Origin of the sequence: Amantichitinum ursilacus (assembly GCF_001294205.1) — a bacterium.
In the GTDB taxonomy this organism is placed as follows: Bacteria; Pseudomonadota; Gammaproteobacteria; order Burkholderiales; family Chitinibacteraceae; genus Amantichitinum; species Amantichitinum ursilacus.
In genome coordinates, this window is the sequence record NZ_LAQT01000010.1 from 1 (window position 1) to 18578 (window position 18578).

17 protein-coding genes and 2 tRNA genes are annotated in these 18578 nt (G+C 59.3%); 5 read left to right on the forward strand and 14 right to left on the reverse strand.

What is annotated here, in order from left to right:
• Window positions 1-25 precede the first annotated feature (25 nt).
• From tssA to WG78_RS13015, 3 genes are read right to left on the reverse strand one after another with little or no spacing between them, the layout of a single operon-like run.
• Window positions 26-1135, reverse strand: a complete 1110-nt coding sequence (gene tssA, locus WG78_RS13005) for a type VI secretion system protein TssA (protein ID WP_236692037.1) — start codon at window positions 1133-1135, stop codon at window positions 26-28.
• 16 nt (window positions 1136-1151) lie between these two features.
• Window positions 1152-1415: a PAAR domain-containing protein gene (locus WG78_RS13010; protein ID WP_053938277.1), complete on the reverse strand. Its 264-nt coding sequence runs from the start codon at window positions 1413-1415 to the stop codon at window positions 1152-1154.
• Entirely contained in the window at window positions 1412-2836 is a 1425-nt protein-coding gene (locus WG78_RS13015; protein ID WP_152969190.1) for a hypothetical protein, read from the reverse strand. Before WG78_RS13015 ends, WG78_RS13010 begins: the two co-directional genes overlap by 4 nt.
• A 567-nt stretch (window positions 2837-3403) precedes the next feature.
• Here WG78_RS13015 and WG78_RS13020 point away from each other — a divergent pair.
• A complete protein-coding gene (locus tag WG78_RS13020; protein WP_053938279.1) occupies window positions 3404-4270 on the forward strand; it encodes a hypothetical protein in 867 nt (288 codons plus the stop codon).
• A gap of 188 nt (window positions 4271-4458) precedes the next feature.
• Here the strand turns inward: WG78_RS13020 and WG78_RS13025 are convergent, their stop codons facing one another.
• Both WG78_RS13025 and WG78_RS13030 read right to left on the reverse strand, forming a co-directional pair.
• Complete coding sequence (locus tag WG78_RS13025) at window positions 4459-5226, reverse strand: alpha/beta hydrolase (protein WP_053938280.1); 768 nt, start codon at window positions 5224-5226, stop codon at window positions 4459-4461.
• A gap of 131 nt (window positions 5227-5357) precedes the next feature.
• Complete coding sequence (locus tag WG78_RS13030) at window positions 5358-5939, reverse strand: nuclear transport factor 2 family protein (RefSeq protein WP_053938281.1); 582 nt, start codon at window positions 5937-5939, stop codon at window positions 5358-5360.
• Window positions 5940-6049: 110 nt separating this feature from the next.
• Between WG78_RS13030 and WG78_RS23260 the strand changes: the two genes are divergently transcribed.
• Complete coding sequence (locus tag WG78_RS23260) at window positions 6050-6931, forward strand: LysR substrate-binding domain-containing protein (protein WP_053938563.1); 882 nt, start codon at window positions 6050-6052, stop codon at window positions 6929-6931.
• A 47-nt stretch (window positions 6932-6978) separates the two neighbouring features.
• Here the strand turns inward: WG78_RS23260 and WG78_RS13040 are convergent, their stop codons facing one another.
• Together WG78_RS13040 and WG78_RS13045 are read right to left on the reverse strand one after the other, a co-directional pair.
• The gene (locus tag WG78_RS13040; RefSeq protein ID WP_083459060.1) at window positions 6979-8976 is read right to left on the reverse strand and encodes a T6SS effector phospholipase Tle3 domain-containing protein; all 1998 of its coding nucleotides are present in this window, start codon (window positions 8974-8976) and stop codon (window positions 6979-6981) included.
• A gap of 6 nt (window positions 8977-8982) precedes the next feature.
• Complete coding sequence (locus tag WG78_RS13045) at window positions 8983-9780, reverse strand: T6SS immunity protein Tli3 family protein (protein WP_152969192.1); 798 nt, start codon at window positions 9778-9780, stop codon at window positions 8983-8985.
• A gap of 993 nt (window positions 9781-10773) precedes the next feature.
• Between WG78_RS13045 and WG78_RS13050 the strand changes: the two genes are divergently transcribed.
• Window positions 10774-11421, forward strand: coding sequence for a hypothetical protein (locus WG78_RS13050; protein WP_053938284.1), 648 nt, complete (start codon window positions 10774-10776; stop codon window positions 11419-11421).
• 374 nt (window positions 11422-11795) lie between these two features.
• Here WG78_RS13050 and WG78_RS13055 read toward each other — a convergent pair whose 3' ends face one another.
• The 7 genes from WG78_RS13055 to WG78_RS13085 form a co-directional block, all read right to left on the reverse strand.
• Window positions 11796-12323 carry a DUF4411 family protein gene (locus WG78_RS13055; protein WP_053938285.1) on the reverse strand — a complete coding sequence of 176 codons (528 nt, stop codon included), beginning with the start codon at window positions 12321-12323 and terminating at the stop codon, window positions 11796-11798.
• Window positions 12323-13444, reverse strand: coding sequence for an ImmA/IrrE family metallo-endopeptidase (locus tag WG78_RS13060; protein WP_053938286.1), 1122 nt, complete (start codon window positions 13442-13444; stop codon window positions 12323-12325). Before WG78_RS13060 ends, WG78_RS13055 begins: the two co-directional genes overlap by 1 nt.
• Window positions 13445-13865: 421 nt before the next feature.
• A tRNA-Lys gene (locus WG78_RS13065) sits at window positions 13866-13941 on the reverse strand.
• 100 nt (window positions 13942-14041) lie between these two features.
• The gene (locus tag WG78_RS13070) at window positions 14042-14485 is read right to left on the reverse strand and encodes a ProQ/FINO family protein (RefSeq protein ID WP_053938287.1); all 444 of its coding nucleotides are present in this window, start codon (window positions 14483-14485) and stop codon (window positions 14042-14044) included.
• Window positions 14486-14611: 126 nt separating this feature from the next.
• Window positions 14612-14944, reverse strand: coding sequence for a hypothetical protein (locus tag WG78_RS13075; protein ID WP_053938288.1), 333 nt, complete (start codon window positions 14942-14944; stop codon window positions 14612-14614).
• A 281-nt stretch (window positions 14945-15225) separates the two neighbouring features.
• Window positions 15226-15301, reverse strand: a tRNA-Lys gene (locus WG78_RS13080).
• Between the two features lie 82 nt (window positions 15302-15383).
• Complete coding sequence (locus WG78_RS13085; protein WP_053938289.1) at window positions 15384-16322, reverse strand: sugar kinase; 939 nt, start codon at window positions 16320-16322, stop codon at window positions 15384-15386.
• Window positions 16323-16543: 221 nt separating this feature from the next.
• On the opposite strand from WG78_RS13085, the gene WG78_RS13090 reads away from it, so the two are divergent.
• Both WG78_RS13090 and WG78_RS13095 read left to right on the forward strand, forming a co-directional pair.
• The gene (locus WG78_RS13090) at window positions 16544-16963 is read left to right on the forward strand and encodes a VOC family protein (RefSeq protein WP_053938290.1); all 420 of its coding nucleotides are present in this window, start codon (window positions 16544-16546) and stop codon (window positions 16961-16963) included.
• Between the two features lie 126 nt (window positions 16964-17089).
• A complete protein-coding gene (locus WG78_RS13095) occupies window positions 17090-18511 on the forward strand; it encodes a sodium:proton antiporter (protein WP_053938291.1) in 1422 nt (473 codons plus the stop codon).
• The last annotated feature ends 67 nt before the right edge of the window (window positions 18512-18578 follow it).

The following is an 18578-nucleotide window of genomic DNA, read 5'->3' on the forward strand; positions in this document are numbered from 1 at the left end:
TATGTTGATACCGGGGTTTCGGGTTTTACGATTCGTTTTTGATGTCCAGCAGTTCGCGCAGTTGCGACAGCGTGGAGTCGTCTTTGATCACCGTCTTCAGCCAGTCTTCCAGCGGCATTTCGGCCCAGCGGGCGGCGCGTTCGGCCAGCAGCGCCACGGGGCTGTGCGGTTCGTAAGTGCGGAAATACGTGGCCACTGCGCGCAGCTGTTGCACGGCCTGCGCCCGCGTCTGCACCGGGCCCTGGTTAACCACGGCAGCGTGCGGCTGAGCTGGCGCCAGCGGTGCATCCAGCGTGCCCACGCTGGCGGGAATGACGTCTGCGTTGCTCACGGTTTCTGCTCCTGCGGGGGTGACGGCGCCGCCACATTGTTCCAGCAAACGCGCCACCACTTCAGCGCAGTCCTGCAATGCCTTGCGGATTTCGGCGAGGTTGGGGGCGGCATGGCCAAAGCGCACATCTATTTGCGCATCCAGCGCATCAAATTCCGCCCGCGCTGCGCTGACTTGCTGGCTGAGCGTGGCATAAAACCCGGCACCCGAAGCCTGTACCGCCTTATCAAACACCTCGCCGGGCAAGCCGCCTTCCGCAATCGCGCGCTCGCGCGCATCACGGTCTTTAAGACCGATGTTTTCCACATCGCGCGAGCTTTTATAGCGATACCAGTCATACGCGCCCGATTGCGCCGAGGTGAGCGCAATCTCGCGGATGGCCGCGCCCAGCTGGACATTGAGCCATTCAAACTTGCCCACCCGTTCGTCCAGATCGTCCGGGTCCAGCTCGGGCCACAGCGTGGTCCAGTAACGCTCCAGCAAACCATTAAGCACGCCAAAGCCGACGCGCAAACCGCCAAAGCCATCCAGCCGCGTATTGGCCTCGGCAAACCACACCGCCAGCTGCAGATCTTTGCTCTGGCGCGTGAGCGCTTCTTCGCTGAGCTGTCGCGCGCGACGCCAGTCAGCGGTCTTGACCGACGTTACCCAATCACCCACCGCCAGCGACGGATCATCGGCGCGGCGCGCCTCGCGGATCTGGTCGAACAAGGGCGAATACGCCAGGTCTTCACCTGCGGGCAGCCCGTCGCTGATCGGGGCCAGAAGTTGTTCTACGCGTTGCTGCATTGCTTGATCTGCCATCTGGATTTTTACCTTGTCAGCCTTTGGCCGTATTTTCTACGGACGCGATCAACACCGCGCCACAACTGGTTTTGTGCCCTTCCAGCGCCACCGCCTTGCCATCGATGGTCCAGGTGGGGTCGCCTTCGACGATGGTGGTGGTGCCGTGGTTATGTTTGGGGCAACTGACTTTGTCGCCGACGCAGGCAATGGCCTTGCCCATGGTGCTGGCGGTGGCCGAGGCGCTGGTGACGGTGCCACCGTGGTCGGTGGTATCGCCCAGGCGGATCACTTTTTTCATGCGGGCTCCTGTGCCGGCGTCAGCACATTGATATTGAAGGTTTGCGCGGCATCAAACTGCGCCACCACGGCCGGCGCGCCGGTGTCGGCCACACGCAGCGCGGCCACGGCCAGCGACAGCGGCTCGTGCGCTGCGCCGGTGTCGCCAAAGGTGATGGTCAGGTTATCGGCTTCGTCCACCACATTGATCTCGCAACCAAAGTAACCCAGCGCCAGCGCCAGCGCAGACAAGCGCACGCCCGCCTGTGCCACGCCGCCGCTGTTGTGCACCAGTCGTTGCGCAGCCAGCGGCGGTGGCTCGGCGTCCACCGCATCAAACGGCAGATCGCGCAGATTGGCGTTGATGAGCGCGGCTTCAAGCGCGCCTTGTACCTGGCGCGTGAGGGCGTTGCCTTTGGCTTCGGTGTTCAGCACCTGCGCTCCGGCCGCCACTTGCGCCAACGGCGCGGCCGCCACCACGCCCTGCTGCAGATGGGTGGGCACGCGGCCCCAGCTCAGCTGGCCGGCTTCAGCGCTGCGTTGTTGTTCCCAATACGGGGTGTAGGCGTCGGTGGCGACGGCGGGGGCAAATTCCGCAGTACTGGCTTGCAGGCCCGGGCGGGTAAACAAAAGCAAGGCGGCGGCGCGGCCAGGCTGGCCCCGGATGGCGCGCTGCTTGAGCGTCTCGGCATCGGGCATATCGCCGTCGTCTTCGGCCTGATCGAGCATTTCGGTGAGTGAATCCACGCCCAGCACCAGGCAACCGGGCAGGCCGGGATCATTGGCCAGCAAAGCCAGCACGCGATCGACCAGCGCGCCGGACCCAGGCAGAAACTTGCAATCGGCCTGCGCCGGGGCGGATTCCAGCTCCGCAGATTGCGCCGCCTGTTGCCACGCCTTGCGCACCAGCTCCAGCTGCGCCAGACCATCTTGTTGCGGATTGGGTAATACATAGACCGGCAACCAGGCATTGCCCGGAATCTGCGCCAGCGCCTTGCCGAACAAATCGACCAGCGCGGCGTGTACGCCCTCGGCCCAGTCACCGCGCGTGCGCTCGGCGACTTCAAGCAGATCGGCATCGGGCAAGGGGGCCAGCGGCTCGGACTGGATCAGTGCGTTGATCCACGCGCCACGGCATTGCATGGACACGCGGCGTTCGGCCAACTGCGCGTTGTGCGCGGCGCGCGCGGCATCGATGCGTTGCTGCTGCGCCTGGTTTTCTTGCTGCACCGCCAATGCCGCTTTCACGCGTTGCGCCCGCGCGCGCCAACGGCGAAAGACCAGCACCGCCGCGTTAAGCGCCACCGGCACGCCCACATGCAAGGTGATCAGCGCGGGAATGCTAAGGCGGCGCAAGTCGAACGGCAGCACAAACCAGACCAGAGCCCACCACGCCACCGTGATGGCGCCGAATAAAAACGAAGTCAGTATCATTGCCGACAAACTTTTTCTGTTTATTGTTTTGAACCTGCGCCTGAACGGGGGCGCGGGCTTCTCGTAATGCTTGCAGCCGCAAAGACGCTATATTACCGCGCACGCAAGCGCAACGCATCGCCGTATGCCGTAGGCAACACAGCGGTTGTCAGATGAATGTTGCGTTATTGCGGTACCAACGGTTGCGCTGCTTGCCGCGCCTGACCGGGTGGACTGCGGCAAAATCTTCGCAACGCCCCACGCCGTTAATCCCTGCCCACCCGACGTTGGTCGGCGCGTTGCATCGGGCTGTATGCAAGGCGGCGCGCGGCTTGCGCGTTTCAAGGACACTTGCCGGAATCAAGCGTTTGCGACAACGCCAGTATTGGAGCCGCTTGCCGCCCGGCCAGCGCGACCTTGCAAAATACTCGCCCATTTGCAAGCTGCACGCTCAAAACAGGCGTACTTTTTGCGCGGGGAATGTCAGCATTGACGGATGCTGACAGGATTAACAGAATCCTGCGTCTTGCTCCTCACTTACGCCTCCGTGGATTACTCCAGCCTGCGTACGCACCACCCGATGGAAACACAACCCGGATGACCCTACTTGCCCACCCTCGCGCCGCGCTCTGGCCAGCCGCCACAGCGGCCCTACTCGCGCTGGCCACCCCGTCCGCGTTTGCGGCAACCAGCGAGCCGCGCGCCGTGGCGTTTACCGAAGTTGCAAAAGCCGCCCTGCCCGACCCCGCGTGGTCGCGCAGCGTGTGTGCCTTGGCCAAGGCGGCTTGTGCTGCGGATGCCCAAGGCGATGGCGTGGAAAAGCCGCCGAAGCTGTATCAAGCCAAAGGCGGCGCTGCGGGCAGCTATTACGCCATCGTGCCTGGCCCGCAGTTATTGCAGCTCAGTTACGCGTCGGGTGCAGGTTGGAAAGTGCTGCAACAGTGGGATTTCTCGGATTACCAGCCGGCGGAACGCGTGGACGTGGGTAGCGATGCCACGCCGTTGGAGATTTACCCGGCGTTGTACCCCCTGGGTGGCACGCGCTATGCGGTTGCGCTGGTGGCGGGTTGGTCTGAGGGGTATTCGGGCGGTGGTGGGCATTGGGATAACGTCGATATGGTGGAATTGCAGCCCAATGGCGCGCATGCCGCCAAGCCCGTCGTGGCGACGTTACCTTTTGGCTGCGGCAAGTCGATACGCGCGTGTTTTTTTGAGCGCGACTATAAGCACTCGCCGCATTGCAGCGAGGATTTTGATGGTTATTTGCTGCTGCGCTTTGTGCCGCGGTCGTCGGGGCAACTGGACTGGATTGCGACGTGGAAAGAAACGCATTGGCCCGGACTGGTGCCCAAGAGCAAGACCACGCATAGCGCGGTCTCGGTGACCTTGCCCTTGGGCGGCGACCCTGCCGCAGCGGGCAAGGCGTTGCGCGACAAGATCTCGTTTTGCGAGCCGACAAACTGATCCGCGCTGGCAATCCGCCGCAGCGATGCGCTGGCCGTGGCGGCATGCACGCGCGACCACCAACGGCGCGGATTGATCCGCGCGCGGGCAGGGGTGGCGGCAAGCTCGCAATCATCCTGGCAATGCTGCGGCCCAAGGCGGGGTGACGCCTGCGAGGCGGCGCGGGCCGCTCCTCGCTGGCCCGGCGCTTATTGCGCGGCGGTCTGCGCGGCCTGCTCAATCATCTGTGCCACCGCTTTGGCCTGCGAAATATAAATGGTGTGCGCACCGTCCACCTCCACCGTGTGGCTATGCGCGCGGGCGGCGTACACGCGTTCCAGATCCGGGCTAATGGTGTGGTCTTGTTTTGCCACCATGTACCACGTCGGCTTGGTGTGCCATGCGGCGTGGGTAATCGGCGTGTTATTGACGATGGCGGCGGGCATCACTTGCGCGTGCGACATCCATTCAGCCTGCGCGGCGGGCAAATCGGCGGCGAAATCGGCGTGGAAATGCGCGGGGTCGATATACAGAAAGCCATCGGCCGTGGTTTTGATCGACTTGATCAGGCCGGGCATTTTGTTTTTGTTAAAGCCGGTCGATTCGCCGTCATCGGGCATGTGCGCGGCGATGTAGACCAGCCCGGCCACGTGGGCGTCGTTGCCCGCTTCGGTGATGATGGCGCCGCCGTAGCTGTGACCAACCAGAATAGCGGGGCCATTTTGCTGCGCCAGCACACGTTGGGTGGCGGCGACGTCGTCGGGCAGCGAGGTTTCGGGCGGCTGCACCAGGCTGACGTTGTAGCCGTCCTGGGTGAGGATGTCGTAGACCGGCTTCCAGCCCGATGCATCGGCAAACTGGCCGTGCACCAGCACGATGTTCTTGATGGGGCCGGTACTTGCGTCTGCGGCGAAAGCGGGGCTAAGGATGCCGGCGCAAGCGGCGCTGGCGAGCAAGGTGCGGAGGATAGGTTGCATGGGGCGTCTCTGGTGAGTGTGAGACGCCATAATGCGCGGCGGTGCGCCACGCCGGCATGACGGTGGAATTACAAATCTGTCATGCACGGCGGGGTGTTGCCGCGGCCACGGTGTTTGCCGGCGTCAGCGCATTACGCCGCCAGCCAGCGTTGCGCCGCCGCTTTCATGTCGGCTTCGAGCTGGCTGCCGCGCGTGGCAAACACGCGTTGCAGCGGAAAGCCACTTTGTTCCAGCAGGTACGCCAGCGTGGCGTATTCACGCGGGTATTTGCCGACGATGGCCGCGTCGATGGCCACCGGCCCCAGCGGAAAGGTAAACGTGCCCATATCGTAAATGCTCTGGCGATGAAACAGCTTCCAGACGCCATCGCGCTTTTCGGCCAGATCGTAAAACCGGTTATGGCATTCGCAGCCGAGGTTCAGCTTGATGTTCTCGCCCACGATCATGGCGTTGGTTTCGAGGATGGCTTTGGTGCCGTCCGCGTTAAACGTGACCGTCGGCGTGGCGATCAGATGTTTGGTGCGCAAATCCGAAGCGCCCATACGCATTGAGCCCGTGACAAAATCGCTGGCCAGGCCTTCAAACCAGGTGATTTCGATGGTGCCATCCGGGTGGAACAAGTTGCGCAGCTGATCCCATTGACCCAGGTCCCGATGCATCCAGCCATTGATCAGGTCGTTGAGTTGCTGGCGGTCTTCAAGGCGGTTTTGCATGACATTTGCTCCAGATGTGTGTGAATGCGAGCCAGTTTGCGAGCCATTGCGTTGAAACTCAAATAGATAGATATGACCGATCTATCACTTTTATTGATGAGGTGCGCCGCTTGGATTTACGCCATTTGCGCTATTTTTTAGCCGTCGCTGAAGAGGGACATTTCGGCCGGGCGGCGGCGCGTCTGCATATCGTACAACCAGCGCTAAGTATGCAGATCAAGGCGTTGGAAGATGAGCTGGGCGGGCCGCTGTTTATCCGGACCAGTCGGCGCGTTGAGTTGACCGAAGCCGGTTTGCTATTGCAAGCCGAGGCGCGCCGTACACTGGAACAGGTGGAACATACGCGCCAGACGATCGCACGTTCATTGCGCGGGGAAACCGGGCGCGTGCGCGTGGGCTTTGCGGGCAATGCGATTTTTAGCGGCAAGCTAACCCGGCATCTGCGCCAGTTTCATCAGCGCTATCCCGATGCGGATCTGGTCATCGAGGAAGTCGGGCCGCTGCAGCAGGCGGCGGCCATTCTGGCTGGACAGATCGATGTGGGTTATACGCCGGACAATCCCACCACCAGCGCGCCGGGCATCAAGGCGCAGCGGATTGGCGACTGGACCTTGCTGGTTGCGCTGGCGGAGGACCATCCGCTGGCGGCACACGCCGACCTTACGCTGGACCAGTTGGCTGGGCAGGCGCTGATCCTGTACGACGCCCACGATGCGCACGAGCCGCTATATGAATTGCTGAGCCACCGTCTGGGCAATGGCTTTAGCGTGGCACGGCGTTCCAGCAGCACGCTGAGTGTGTTGGCACATGCGGCGGCGGGCCTGGGCGTTGCTTTGGTGCCCGCGCCGCTGCAGCAAGTGCGTATTCCGGGGCTGACGTATCGGGCACTGAAGGCGCCGGAGCTGATGGCCAATCTGGTATTGATCAGCCGTCTAGAAGAGCCAGGGCATGCGGTGCAGGCTTATCTGGCTTTGGCGCTGGGGAGTGAATGATTGCGGCGTGCTGATTGGCACCGATTGGGGGCAATTCGAAGGGTCGGTCAATGCCCGTACGCCTTGTGCTGCTGCTCGCGCTGGCCTACTTCGTCCTGCACGGTTTCGGGGTCAATCTCGGGCGGCATGGTGGGCACCGACAACGTGCCGGTTTGCAGATAAGGATCACTCCAGGTCCAGTCGGCGTCGCGACGCAGTTGCGCCATAAAGTCGAGATCACTACCCGCATCGCAATGGCCGATGGGCAGGTCATAAGCCACCACCCGCTCCATAAACAACGAGTGGGCGGGCAATCGGCTGTGGTCTGTGGGTTCGGCGTGATAGCGGTTGATGCGCGCCAACATTTCGTCACGGGTTTCCAGCCGGGTCGGCGTCCGCTGCATGTTCGCGCCATTCTGATAACGGGCTAGCGCGCTGGTGTCGTCCACGTAGCGCTCCGGCTGGTAGATGCTGGCGAAGTATCTGAAATCTTCATCCACCGGCTTTTGGGTTTGCGGATGGATTTGCCCCCAACCCATTCCGTGTTCGCCATCGACCTCTGCGCTGGTGTTTTTGGGCTCATCAAAATTCGCCATGTCTTGCGGGCTGATCGGATAGGGTACTTCCTCGGCATTGATATTCACGGTCTGGCCACGGGGTGGCACAGTCCACAGATCCGACACGCCCAGCACTTTCTCGTTACCATCCCAGAATGGCTTTCCTTGAGGATTTTCGGGGGTGGGCACCATGTCGGGTAGTGTGCCGTACGGCGTTTTGGCAAGCGGCGCGACGCCGCACGGCGCATTGCGCGCCAGCATGCGCTGGAACAGCAAGCCCTTGCACTGATCCAGAACGGGCGTGTTTTTTTCATCATTGGGCAGCCCTTGCCAGCCGATACTCTGCAGCGCCGACAAGCCCATGATGCGGTCATGCGGGCTGAAATAGACGTAGGTACGGCCATGGTTGTCGCGTTCGGGAATCATCTTGCCGCCTGTGCCTTTGTGCGAGCTGGAGGCATCGGGCTTCCAGCCGCAAATCAGACCGTTTTCGTCGGTGCTGGCGCCGGTATAAAGCGGCTTGTCCGGGTTGTTTTTGAGACGGGTGGTGTTCTTGCCAATTTTCTGGACGATATTGATCAGGGTCTTCTGCCGCGCTCTGACGGTGGCACGCTGGTTGCCCGAGGTCAGCGTGTCGGTGAACTTGTCATCCAGTGCGTAGGGCGAATTCATCAGAAACAGTGCGTCCGGCGGGCTGATGGCGGATGCGGCCAATGCCACCATCGTGCCTTGGCTGTGGCTGACGATGGTGACCGTATCGGACGGGTAGGCACTGCGTATCCGGGCGACCAGATCCGCCAGCCGCCTGGCCGCGTGGGCGTAATAGGTGCGCGGGGGTGAGGCTTGCAGTTGCCGATCCGCTGCCGTGTTGATGGCCTGTGCGCTAACCGGCAGTGGCCCTAACCAGGCCCATTTGCTGAAACCCCGCTCGCTCCACATCATGGGCAACGCATTGCAACCATTCTGGAATGGCCCACCACCCCAGTAAAACGGCCCGGCATCCTTGATTTGGCCTGCGGCGATCTGTTGCTGTTTTTCTGGGGTGTAACTATGGAAATCGTCGCCGGCCAGATTGCGCAGCGGAATGCGGTACCGGGTTTCTTCCCCGTCGGGAGCGCGGTAGCCCCAGTAGAAGCGGATGACGGGGGAGTTGGGAATAGCGCAGTCTGGTTCTGGCCGCGGCGTCCGCCGAATGGGCCTTTCGTTGCGATCTTTTTCAAGATAAATGATGGGCCTCAACTTATCACTGGTCCCATCGCGTCCCAGGCGCGTATTCAAACCATTGCATAACGCGGCTTCGGCCGCTGCGTACCACTCGCCCTGCGAGTTCACGCCATGGACGAAAATAACCAGCCCAGGTAAATGGGAACGCACCTGGCATTCGGCACGCACGCCATAGCCAGAGGGAGAATGGATAGATTCCCACGAGGTTCTGCCGTTATGGTCCGTCGTCGGAGAAACAATGCGCGTGGGTTCGGCGTGCCGATGCTTGAATTGACCTTCAGCCATGGTGCGTCACCGTATTTGCGGCACCGAATCGGGCTTGATGTAGGTCACGCTGCGAGCGGTGATGGAAGGGTCGCAGACGACATGTTCCATTCCGGAAGGTGTCTTCGCTTTGGGCAGCGGCACGCCGTACGTTACTTCATAGCCAGCGGGCAGTGGTGGCTTGCGGTAGTCGATACCAGGGGCGATCGGGTATCGAGTGCCAAGATAGGTCCTGTACGTAGAATTTTCGACGAAGATGGCCGCGTCCGTGGCGACGATGGAAAAATTTTTCGTGCTGTCGGGATCGCAGCCGAAGTCGATATAAGACAGCGCTTGCCAAGTGCGACCACTGTCCGTCGAATACGCTATCGCCGCGCCGGTGCCCTTGTCCCCACAAATGCCCGCCGGAGATGCAGGAAATGCCAGATTCTTTCCACCAGGCGCATCAACAACGAGTCGGCCTTGATAAATTGCGAAGCCACCGGGCAATTCCGCTTTTATCGCTTGCTTGTCATCGTGATAAAACACCTGCCCCAGATCGTCGTAGCGGCTCTTGTGGACGCATGACGGGTAGTTTTCGAGTGTGACGTACCGGTGATCATCAATCCGGTAGATCACCTGCGGGTCCACATCATATTTGGGAACGCCCCTGGTTACCGTCCGGGTGGCGGGTACGGCGCCAACAGCACCGGGCAGCGCGGCAAGACCGCAGCCTGTCAACGATGCGGTAGCAGAAATGACCACTAAAATGGCGATGGATGCGAGATGCGGAGCCGACGTGTGTGTACGCGCCGCGGTCACTAATTCCAGGAGATATTGCCGCATGCCGTCCCATCCTTCGCTGTGATTGATGTGTCGATCGAACGCGAGATTAGGTGACAGGCGGCTCAGGCGTCTGTGATGGATTCAGGTTGCGAAATGACGTTGGCAACGAGCGCCAGCGAGACCGCAATTACAAGAAAATGGGCCGTAGATGTTGGCCAGGTGCGCGGGCCTTTTGTTTTTGGCAAGGCGCCTCAGAAGCGGTCAGCTGCGACCTGATAAAGAACTGAAAGCCACCATGCGCCATTTTGCAATATCGATCGCAGCGCCCGTCGCAGTGATCCCGGCTTTGTTGCTACTCCGGCTGCCAGCGTGCCAACAGTTGAGGTCGTTTAGAGTCGGGCTTGCCGGTGCCGCAGCTCGAAGCGGTCTGTAATCGGTCGACATGGCGTCGACCACGCGCCCAAAACAAAAAGGCCACCCCGAAGGATGGCCTGTCTGCTTTTGATTCTTTGGTGGGTCGTGCGGGATTCGAACCTGCGACAAACGGATTAAAAGTCCGCTGCTCTAAATGTTCGACTACGTTGATCTACATATCCACATGGCCACAAAAGCCGCATAATTACTAGAATTCGGTACACTTATAAAATTAACCGCGTTGAATTTCACCGCCCGCTTATCGCTGGGTCATAGTGGCCATACCCACGACTACAACGTGATGTTCTCTGAACATGGCCACGCGCACGAGGCCGACATCATCAACATGGCAGTCGGTGAATACCAGGATGCGCACGAACGCGCCCCACGCCAACAACATCCCCGCCGTTTCGTCAATCGGCACACAACGACAAGCCAGATTATCGTTCTTGGCCTGACGGGTGGTCCCGTACCATGCCCGATCCAAACGCTGGAATGGATTTGGCGATTTCGCCCGCAAGGCACCGTTTGTATCCGGTGTTCTCATCCTGTTAGTAGGGCTATATGTGGGTTACCAAGGCCTTGTAGCAATGAGCCGGACCGATCTAGAGAACGAACAAATCCAATACCGAGGGAGCTATGATCGGGACTGAATGGCCATTAATCAAAAGCGTTAGCAACGCTCTGAAAGGCCCACTCTCGTATCTACGAAAAAAGCTGTGGCCGCCAAAAATCGGCTATCAGCTTGCGCCCTCAAACCTGCTAGAAGTAGTGCGCCCTTATGCGTACAAGGGCAAGATTAAAGAGCTGCTAGGGGAACCCCACCATAAAGCGGCAGGGGTTGAGTCCTATCGCTTTGCGGATGCACTTCTGCAGATCATGTATGAGGACGATGAAGACATCCGGTCCGTAACATTCGTTGGCATCAATCCTTGGTGGCCACACAGATTTCGCATCCATCCACTAAGCCTAACATTGAACCGCTCTACATTTGCCGACGGTTGTGGAAGTGACGCTCTGGAGCTGGAAAAAGATCAATCCAGCAAATTCACTCTCTACTGGAAGACAGAGTATTTTGGGTTCCCAGGCAACTACTTACACTTTTCTTTTGGCCTGCTTGAAGCAGCAACTTGGCCCCCGACGACTTGGGATACTCGACCGCAGCCGGACATCGCTGGCACAGATATGAAATGGATATTACGAAACCCTTCTTCCGTACGATTCAACGCGATTGCGATCACCAAGAAGGAAGAAGGCTTCCCATTCATCTGGTCTGCCTTCCAATAGTTGCGGTGCCATCTGTGCCACTCCAAGACTCTGGATTCAAGCGGCGCAAACCAGGTTGGCCGTTGTCTCTACCACCATAACGCGACGCAGCCGCGTAAAATTCATCAACCGCAGCGCGTGAATCAGCGGAAAACGCAAGAAGGAAGCCCTCGCCGGGAGTCGAGATAGTCTCCGCCGCCAGTTTGAGCTCAACCTATCGCCCCCTCTTCCTAGCCTAACCAATAGCGGAGCCGTCTGCCCAGACCCGCACATAACCCAATGGCGCGAACATTGAGTCGTAGAAATGGGCCGCGCCACAAGTCTGCAAAAGCAAACGAAAGATGGTGAAGCATGCCCCGTCACACCCTTAAGAACGTCAAGCATACGAACAAGGTTCACTCCGGAACGCGAAGGACAAACGTTCCCGAGCAGTGGTTGCGTAAAACATCCCAGAATACTTCTGTACGAACGCCATAAAGCTGGCAAATATCAGGAAGCATTACCCTGTTTTTCCGTTGCATCAGTCCAGCTTCAAACGATACAACGGTATAGCCGTATGCCCTTCCTGCCGCGATCAAAAACGCATCAGCGTAATTGATGTCAGCAAACTGCCTTAGGGCAGCGAGTTGGTAATGATTTCGGTCAATAGCGACTTGCTGTACGGCCCCGTAGTGCGTCATCACGTTTGCATCGCGTAGATCGTCGATGAAGAAGGTGTCGGGCAGCCGTTCATGCACCCATCTGACCAACACATCGTCGGCATCGCCTCGCAGCAATTCCGAACGTACACTTTGAGTACTAAACACCAATCCAGCTTCATGCGCAGCGGCCACCCAATCCCAGAACGCAGCGCAGTACCCAAAGTGGTAATGGAAATTCTTGGCCTGGATGAAGATATTGGAGTCGAACAGGTATCTGGGCATTATTGTTTGAATTGCTTATCAAGCTTGAAAACACCGTCAGGCTTCACGTGCAGCAGACCTGCAGCTTCCCGGAGCATCGTCCGGCCATTCATGGCGCTGTTGACGATTGCACGAGTAAAACGCTTGCTGTTCTTCACTGGAACAATCCGCCAGAAGTCTCCCCCAGTGCCTTTTTTCTTTGGTAGCGAGTTCGCAAATGCAACGTACTCATCCCAAGAGATGTACCCAAAGTCAAATGCACGCCTGGCAATCACCAACGAGCTGACCTTAAAGTGACGCGATAAAGCAATGAATGGCGCGTCGGCTTGCTCTGCCCACTTCGCCTGAAACTCTTCGACTGGCGTCAAGAACTCCGCCGCTACTTGATTGCAATACCGTTCCACACGCGTATGGGGACTGTGCGCCGAACTAACCGAAGTGTCGCTCACACCGCTTTCACCAACCCAGATGTGGGCTAATTCATGCAACAGTGTGAATACCCATGCAGCTTCCGCATCATGCCCATTTATAAAAATCAAAGGGGCCTTCTTATCTGCAAGTGCAAAACCACGGAATTCGGAAACAGATAGCTGGCGCTTGTTATTGAACCCCACTACACCGTTCTTAAAAACAAGAATGCCTAGGGTTTCAATTCGTTCAGACAGCAAAGAAAAGTACTCGGCGGGTGTTCCGCAACTGGCGCGATCCTGCGCCGTAACCCCAAGCGAACTTTTGATCTGCGAAGCAACGACAGCGGGAGAAGCCGCGTTCATGTCTACGGAACCGACCACGGCTACATCCGGCAACCCCATCTCAGTAACGTATTCTTCATACCAAGACTGTTTCGCTTGCACGTCATCAAGCGTATCCCAAAAATCACTTGTTAACGGCGTTGGATAAGGAGCTTGGCGCAGATCAGGAATCCGGGCTTGCAGAACAGGTGGTTCGCTCAGGAAGAAAAAACCGAACGGAACCCGCGACAGGTTTGCCAACTTCTCCAGTTGTTTGGCGGTCATCTCGCCACTGAGGAACTGTTCAATGCGGCTTTGGCCCACAATGCGCTCCGCCAAATCCTGAAGGCCAGTGTGGGCATTGTTTGCTGCCCATTCAAGCATGCGAGTGGAGATGCGAAGCGTTGTCATCGATGCACTATAACAAGTTACTTATATGCTGGTCAGCATTAGGAAAAGACCTGTGGCGAGAAAGCGAAAACTTCCATGCCTTGGCCAAATGACTCCAGGTTAGCAAAAAAATGGCCAAAATCCACCGTTTTTATGTAACCCGCAGAATGTGGGCATGGCAAGCAAGTAGGGGTTTAACCCCGCCGGAGGCCGCATTCCGCCTTTATGCTAAGCCAACACATACACTTGACAGCAGTTTGCTAAAACCCCAGTTAGGCGCATTTAGTGTGATTGCGCATTTTCTGACACCGAGGACGGTTAAGAGCCTGAGGAAGCGATTGGGCAAGCCGCCAACCCATCAAGGTTTTGTCTACACCTAGTCTACACGGAGGCCGAAAAGCAAAAAGGCCACCCCGAAGGGTAGCCTAAGTGCTTGAATCTTTGGTGGGTCGTGCGGGATTCGAACCTGCGACAAACGGATTAAAAGTCCGCTGCTCTACCAACTGAGCTAACGACCCAAAGAGCCAGCGATTATGCCGAAGGCCTTTTAGGCCGTCAACCACTCACACCAACTTTTTTGAAACTTTTTTACATTTCTGCAATTTTGCTGCTATGGGCTCAGGCCTGATCGGCGGCGTCATCTGCAGCGGAGGCGGATTCTACGTCAGCTTTTGCCGCAGTGGAAGCCCCCTTGGTGGCGGCTGCGGCGGCTTTGGCTTTTTCCTGGGCCGCATCCACCAGCGCCTGGGCGTGGGTTTTGGCGCCTTCGTCCACTTCGCCTTCGGGCTTGCCGTTAAGGTTAAAGCGGCGGCCGCCTTTGGCCAGCTGCTTCTGATAGGAGATGCGCGCACAGTGGTTGCTCAGCGCGCGGCTGATCACGGTGGCGTCGAAATGCGGCAGCGCTGCGGCCAGCACATCGCCAGTGCCGATCGCCAGCGGCCGGTTCTCCCGCAGGACGGCATAGCGGCGATACATTTCCTCGGTGACCAGCTGCAATTGTTTACGTTTGCTCTGGCCGCCGATGGCGCTTTGCAGCGCTTGGGCAAGGTTGGAAGTCGACATGGAAGCGATGTGTATCTAATTCAAAAGAAAACAAGGATAAGGCCGCCGTTTGCGCAGGGCAATCGAATCACTGTAAGGCGTGGCGTAGACAGCAGTGCCGCGCCTCACAGTTGACGTCGCGTGCGCTTAGGGTGCAAGTGCATAGCCACGTTTGCCCGCGGCAGCGCGCAGGCGCGGCAGAAACTCGGCCAGCGCGTCAGCGTCGTCGGCAGCCGGCCACGGTTCGTCCAGCACATCGGTGGCCAGCGCGTTGCACAGGTCTTCGGATGTGGCCGGGTCGTCCAGGCCCCATTCGATGATGTTTTCGCGCACGTGCTCCCAATCCACCAGCAGATCGGTCAGCTGTTCCGCCGTCAGCGCCAGGCCCGACTGCTCTTGCAGAAACTGGATCGCGCCTGCGATTTCGCCTTCGGAAAGCGCGTTGTTGTCTTGTTGATCGTCGGAATCGTATGAGGTCATGGCGTGGCTCCGCAGGCGGGCTGAAAAGGAAAAGGGCTACGTAGCAGCGTAGCCCTCAGCAGACTTTTGGTGGGCAGGCGCAGCGATAAAACACGACCTGCGGGCGGCAACAAAAGGCAGGCGCACTGTAACAAAACGAGCCAGGCGCCACAAGCGGGGATGCGGGGCGGTTTTATGGCCAGATCATTCCTGGCGTTGGCCTGGAACAGGCCTGCAAAGATGCCGGAAACACCAAACAAAAAGGCCACTCCGCAGAGTGGCCTGATCGCTAATAATTTCGCTGGTGGGTCGTGAGTGGCTCGAACACTCGACCTACGGATTAAGAGTCCGCTGCTCTACCAACTGAGCTAACGACCCAACGAGTCCGCAATCTTAGAGACGCGCCTTACAGCTGTCAAGCCCTGCCCCGACATTCATTCAGCATGATGCCGTCGCCCGATTACAAACCAAGGGCGGGCATGGCATCGCTGGGGATGATGGCGCCGCGATGCTGGATGACGGTGCCAGCCAGGGTGTTGCCGCTGGCGGCGGCGGCGCTGGCGGCGAGGCCTGACAGGCGCGCGGCCAGATAGCCTGCGGCAAATGAATCGCCCGCGGCGGTGGTATCCACGACTTGCGCTACAGGTGCGGGGGGAATCGAGATCGGCGTGTGGCCCGCCAGGCGCACCAATGTGTCGGCGCCGCCTTGTTTGACCACCACTTCGGGCGTCGGCAGGGCCCACACTTGCGCTAGTGCTTCGGCCGTCGTACATGCCGCAGCCTGCATGGCGATGTGGTCGTCCAGCGTAATCAGCGCGATATTGCTCAGCGCAAAGGCGCGCTGATACCAAGCGCGGGCGTGGGCGCTGTCGGACCAAAGCCGGGGGCGGTAGTTGTTATCAAAGACGACCCGTGCGCCGCGTTCGCGTAATGTCTGCGCCGCTGCCAGCAAGCGTTCGCGGCCCGCCTCGGGCAGGATGGCCAGGCTGATGCCGCTGAAGTACAGCACGTCGATGCGGTCGAGTTCGGTTTCGAGCGGCGATGCCTCGATGTCGAAATACGCTTTGGCAGCGCTGGTATCGCGCCAGTAGCTAAAGGTGCGCTCGCCATGGGCGTCCACCTGGATCAGGTACAGTCCAGGCACCCGGCCCGGCAGCCGTTGCACGAGGGAGGTATCAATGCCCTCGCCTTTCCAGTGCTCCAGCATGGACTGGCTAAGCGCATCGTCACCCAGCGCGGTGACGTAGCTGACGCTGGCAGCATGGTCGCGCAGCAAGCGCGCCAGATAGACCGCGGTGTTGAGCGTGTCTCCGCCAAAACTGCGTTGCAGCAAACCGCCTTCGCGTTCTTGTAATTCGATCATGCATTCGCCCAGCAGGGCCACCCGCAACGCAGTCATAGCTGTCCTTATCGTTTGTTCTGATGAGCGCGAAGGCCGACAGCGGGAACCGCTGCCGGTAAAGCGGCCTCTATGCTGCACATCCGGCGCGGCGGCTGCAATATTCAAACCCGGGCTGGCCTGCGATATAGTGCGCTACACATTGATCAATGCTGGCGCGGCGCAGTGCCAAACCCTGCGGCGACGCGGCTTTCCCCTCTTTTGCAAGGCGTAAACCCTCCATGAAATACCTCCACACCATGGTCCGAGTGACGGATCTTGAAGCCTCGATGGCGTTCTATCGCGATGCGCTGGGCCTGCAGGAAGTGCGCCGCACCGAGCACGAAAAAGGCCGCTTTACGTTGGTTTATCTCGCCGCGCCGGGCGATGAAGATGCGCAAGTCGAACTTACGTTCAACTGGGACCCCGAGGTCTACAGCGGTGGCCGCAACTTTGGCCATCTGGCCTATGAAGTCAACGACATCTACGCCACCTGTCAACGGTTGCAGGACCATGGCGTAACCATCCTGCGGCCGCCGCGTGATGGCCACATGGCGTTTGTGCGCTCGCCCGACAATATCTCGATTGAACTGCTGCAAGCGGGTGCCCGCCTGGCGCCGCAAGAGCCTTGGGCGTCGATGCCCAATACCGGTTCCTGGTAAACACCCGGTAATCGGACACTGCCGGGCGTGGGGTGTTTCTGGCACTCTGCGTGGGCAGTGCGGGTCACCGGCTGCTTGCTTATCGTAATTGCTACCGCATAAGCGGTGCTGACCTGAAGAGTGCCGATGTCCCGATCATTATCGAAATACCGCCCCATCCTTACTGGCGTGCTGGGCTTGATGTTACCGTCGCTGGCCCTCGCTGCCGGCACCACGCCCGATGGCGCAACGTTGTCCCTGGCGTGGTGCATTCCGTTTGCCGGCACGCTGCTCAGTATCGCCTTGTTTCCACTACTGGCGCCCCAGTTCTGGCATCACCACTTCGGCAAGATCGCTGCGTTCTGGGCGCTGGCTTTATTGCTGCCATACGCAGGCGCATTTGGCGTTGATGCCTCGGCCCACGCCGTGGTGCATGCGCTGATGGGTGAATACATTCCGTTTATTTTGCTGTTGCTGGCGCTGTATACGATCTCGGGCGGGATTCTGGTGGCGGGCGATTTGCATGGTTCGGCGCGGCTGAACACCGGCTTGTTGGCGTTGGGCACGGTGCTCGCGTCAATCATGGGCACCACCGGCGCGGCCATGCTGCTGATACGCCCGCTGCTGCGCGCCAACGCCCAGCGCCAGGATCAAGTACATGTGGTGGTGTTCTTTATCTTTCTGGTGGCCAATATCGGCGGCGGCTTAACGCCGCTGGGGGACCCCCCGTTATTTCTGGGCTTTTTGCAGGGCGTGTCGTTTATGTGGACGGTGCAGCACATGCTGCCGTCCGTGGCGTTTTGCGCAGTGGTGTTGCTGGCCGTGTTCTATGCGCTGGATAGCTGGTTATGGCGCAAGCAAACCGTGGCCATGCCGGAGACCACAACGCCGCAACCGGTGCGCATCAGCGGGTTGTGGAATGTGGCGCTGATCGCAGGTGTGGTCGGCGCGGTGCTGCTGTCCGGTCTTTGGCGTAGCGGCGCTTCTTTCGATATTTACGGCACGCCGGTGGCGCTGGAAAGTCTGGTGCGCGACACGATTCTGCTGGCGCTAACGCTACTGTCGCTATGGATCACGCCCAAGGCCATCCGCACCGGCAATGCCTTTAGCTGGTTCCCGATCATCGAAGTCGCCAAGTTGTTTATTGGCATCTTCATCACCATCGCCCCTGCGATCGCCATCCTGCGCGCAGGTGAGGCCGGACATCTGGCGGCGTTGATCAAGCTGGTCAGTTCGCCCAGCGGCCAGCCGGTGGATGTGATGTATTTCTGGATGACCGGGCTGTTGAGCAGCTTCCTGGATAACGCGCCAACCTATCTGGTGTTCTTCAACCTGGCCAGTGGCGATGCGCAGCACATGATGGGGCCGTTTGCTTCCACTTTGCTGGCGATCTCGATGGGCGCCGTGTTCATGGGCGCCAACACCTATATTGGCAACGCGCCCAACTTTATGGTGAAGGCGATTGCGGAACAAAGTGGCGTCAGGATGCCTGGATTCTTCGGCTATATGCTGTGGTCGCTGGCGGTTTTGTTGCCCCTGTTTGTGCTGGTTACCTTGGTGTTTTTCTAACACGCGTCATGACAGCGCAGTGCCGCCCCGGAGGTGCAATGCCGCCGGAGCGCGTAGTCAGCCCTTC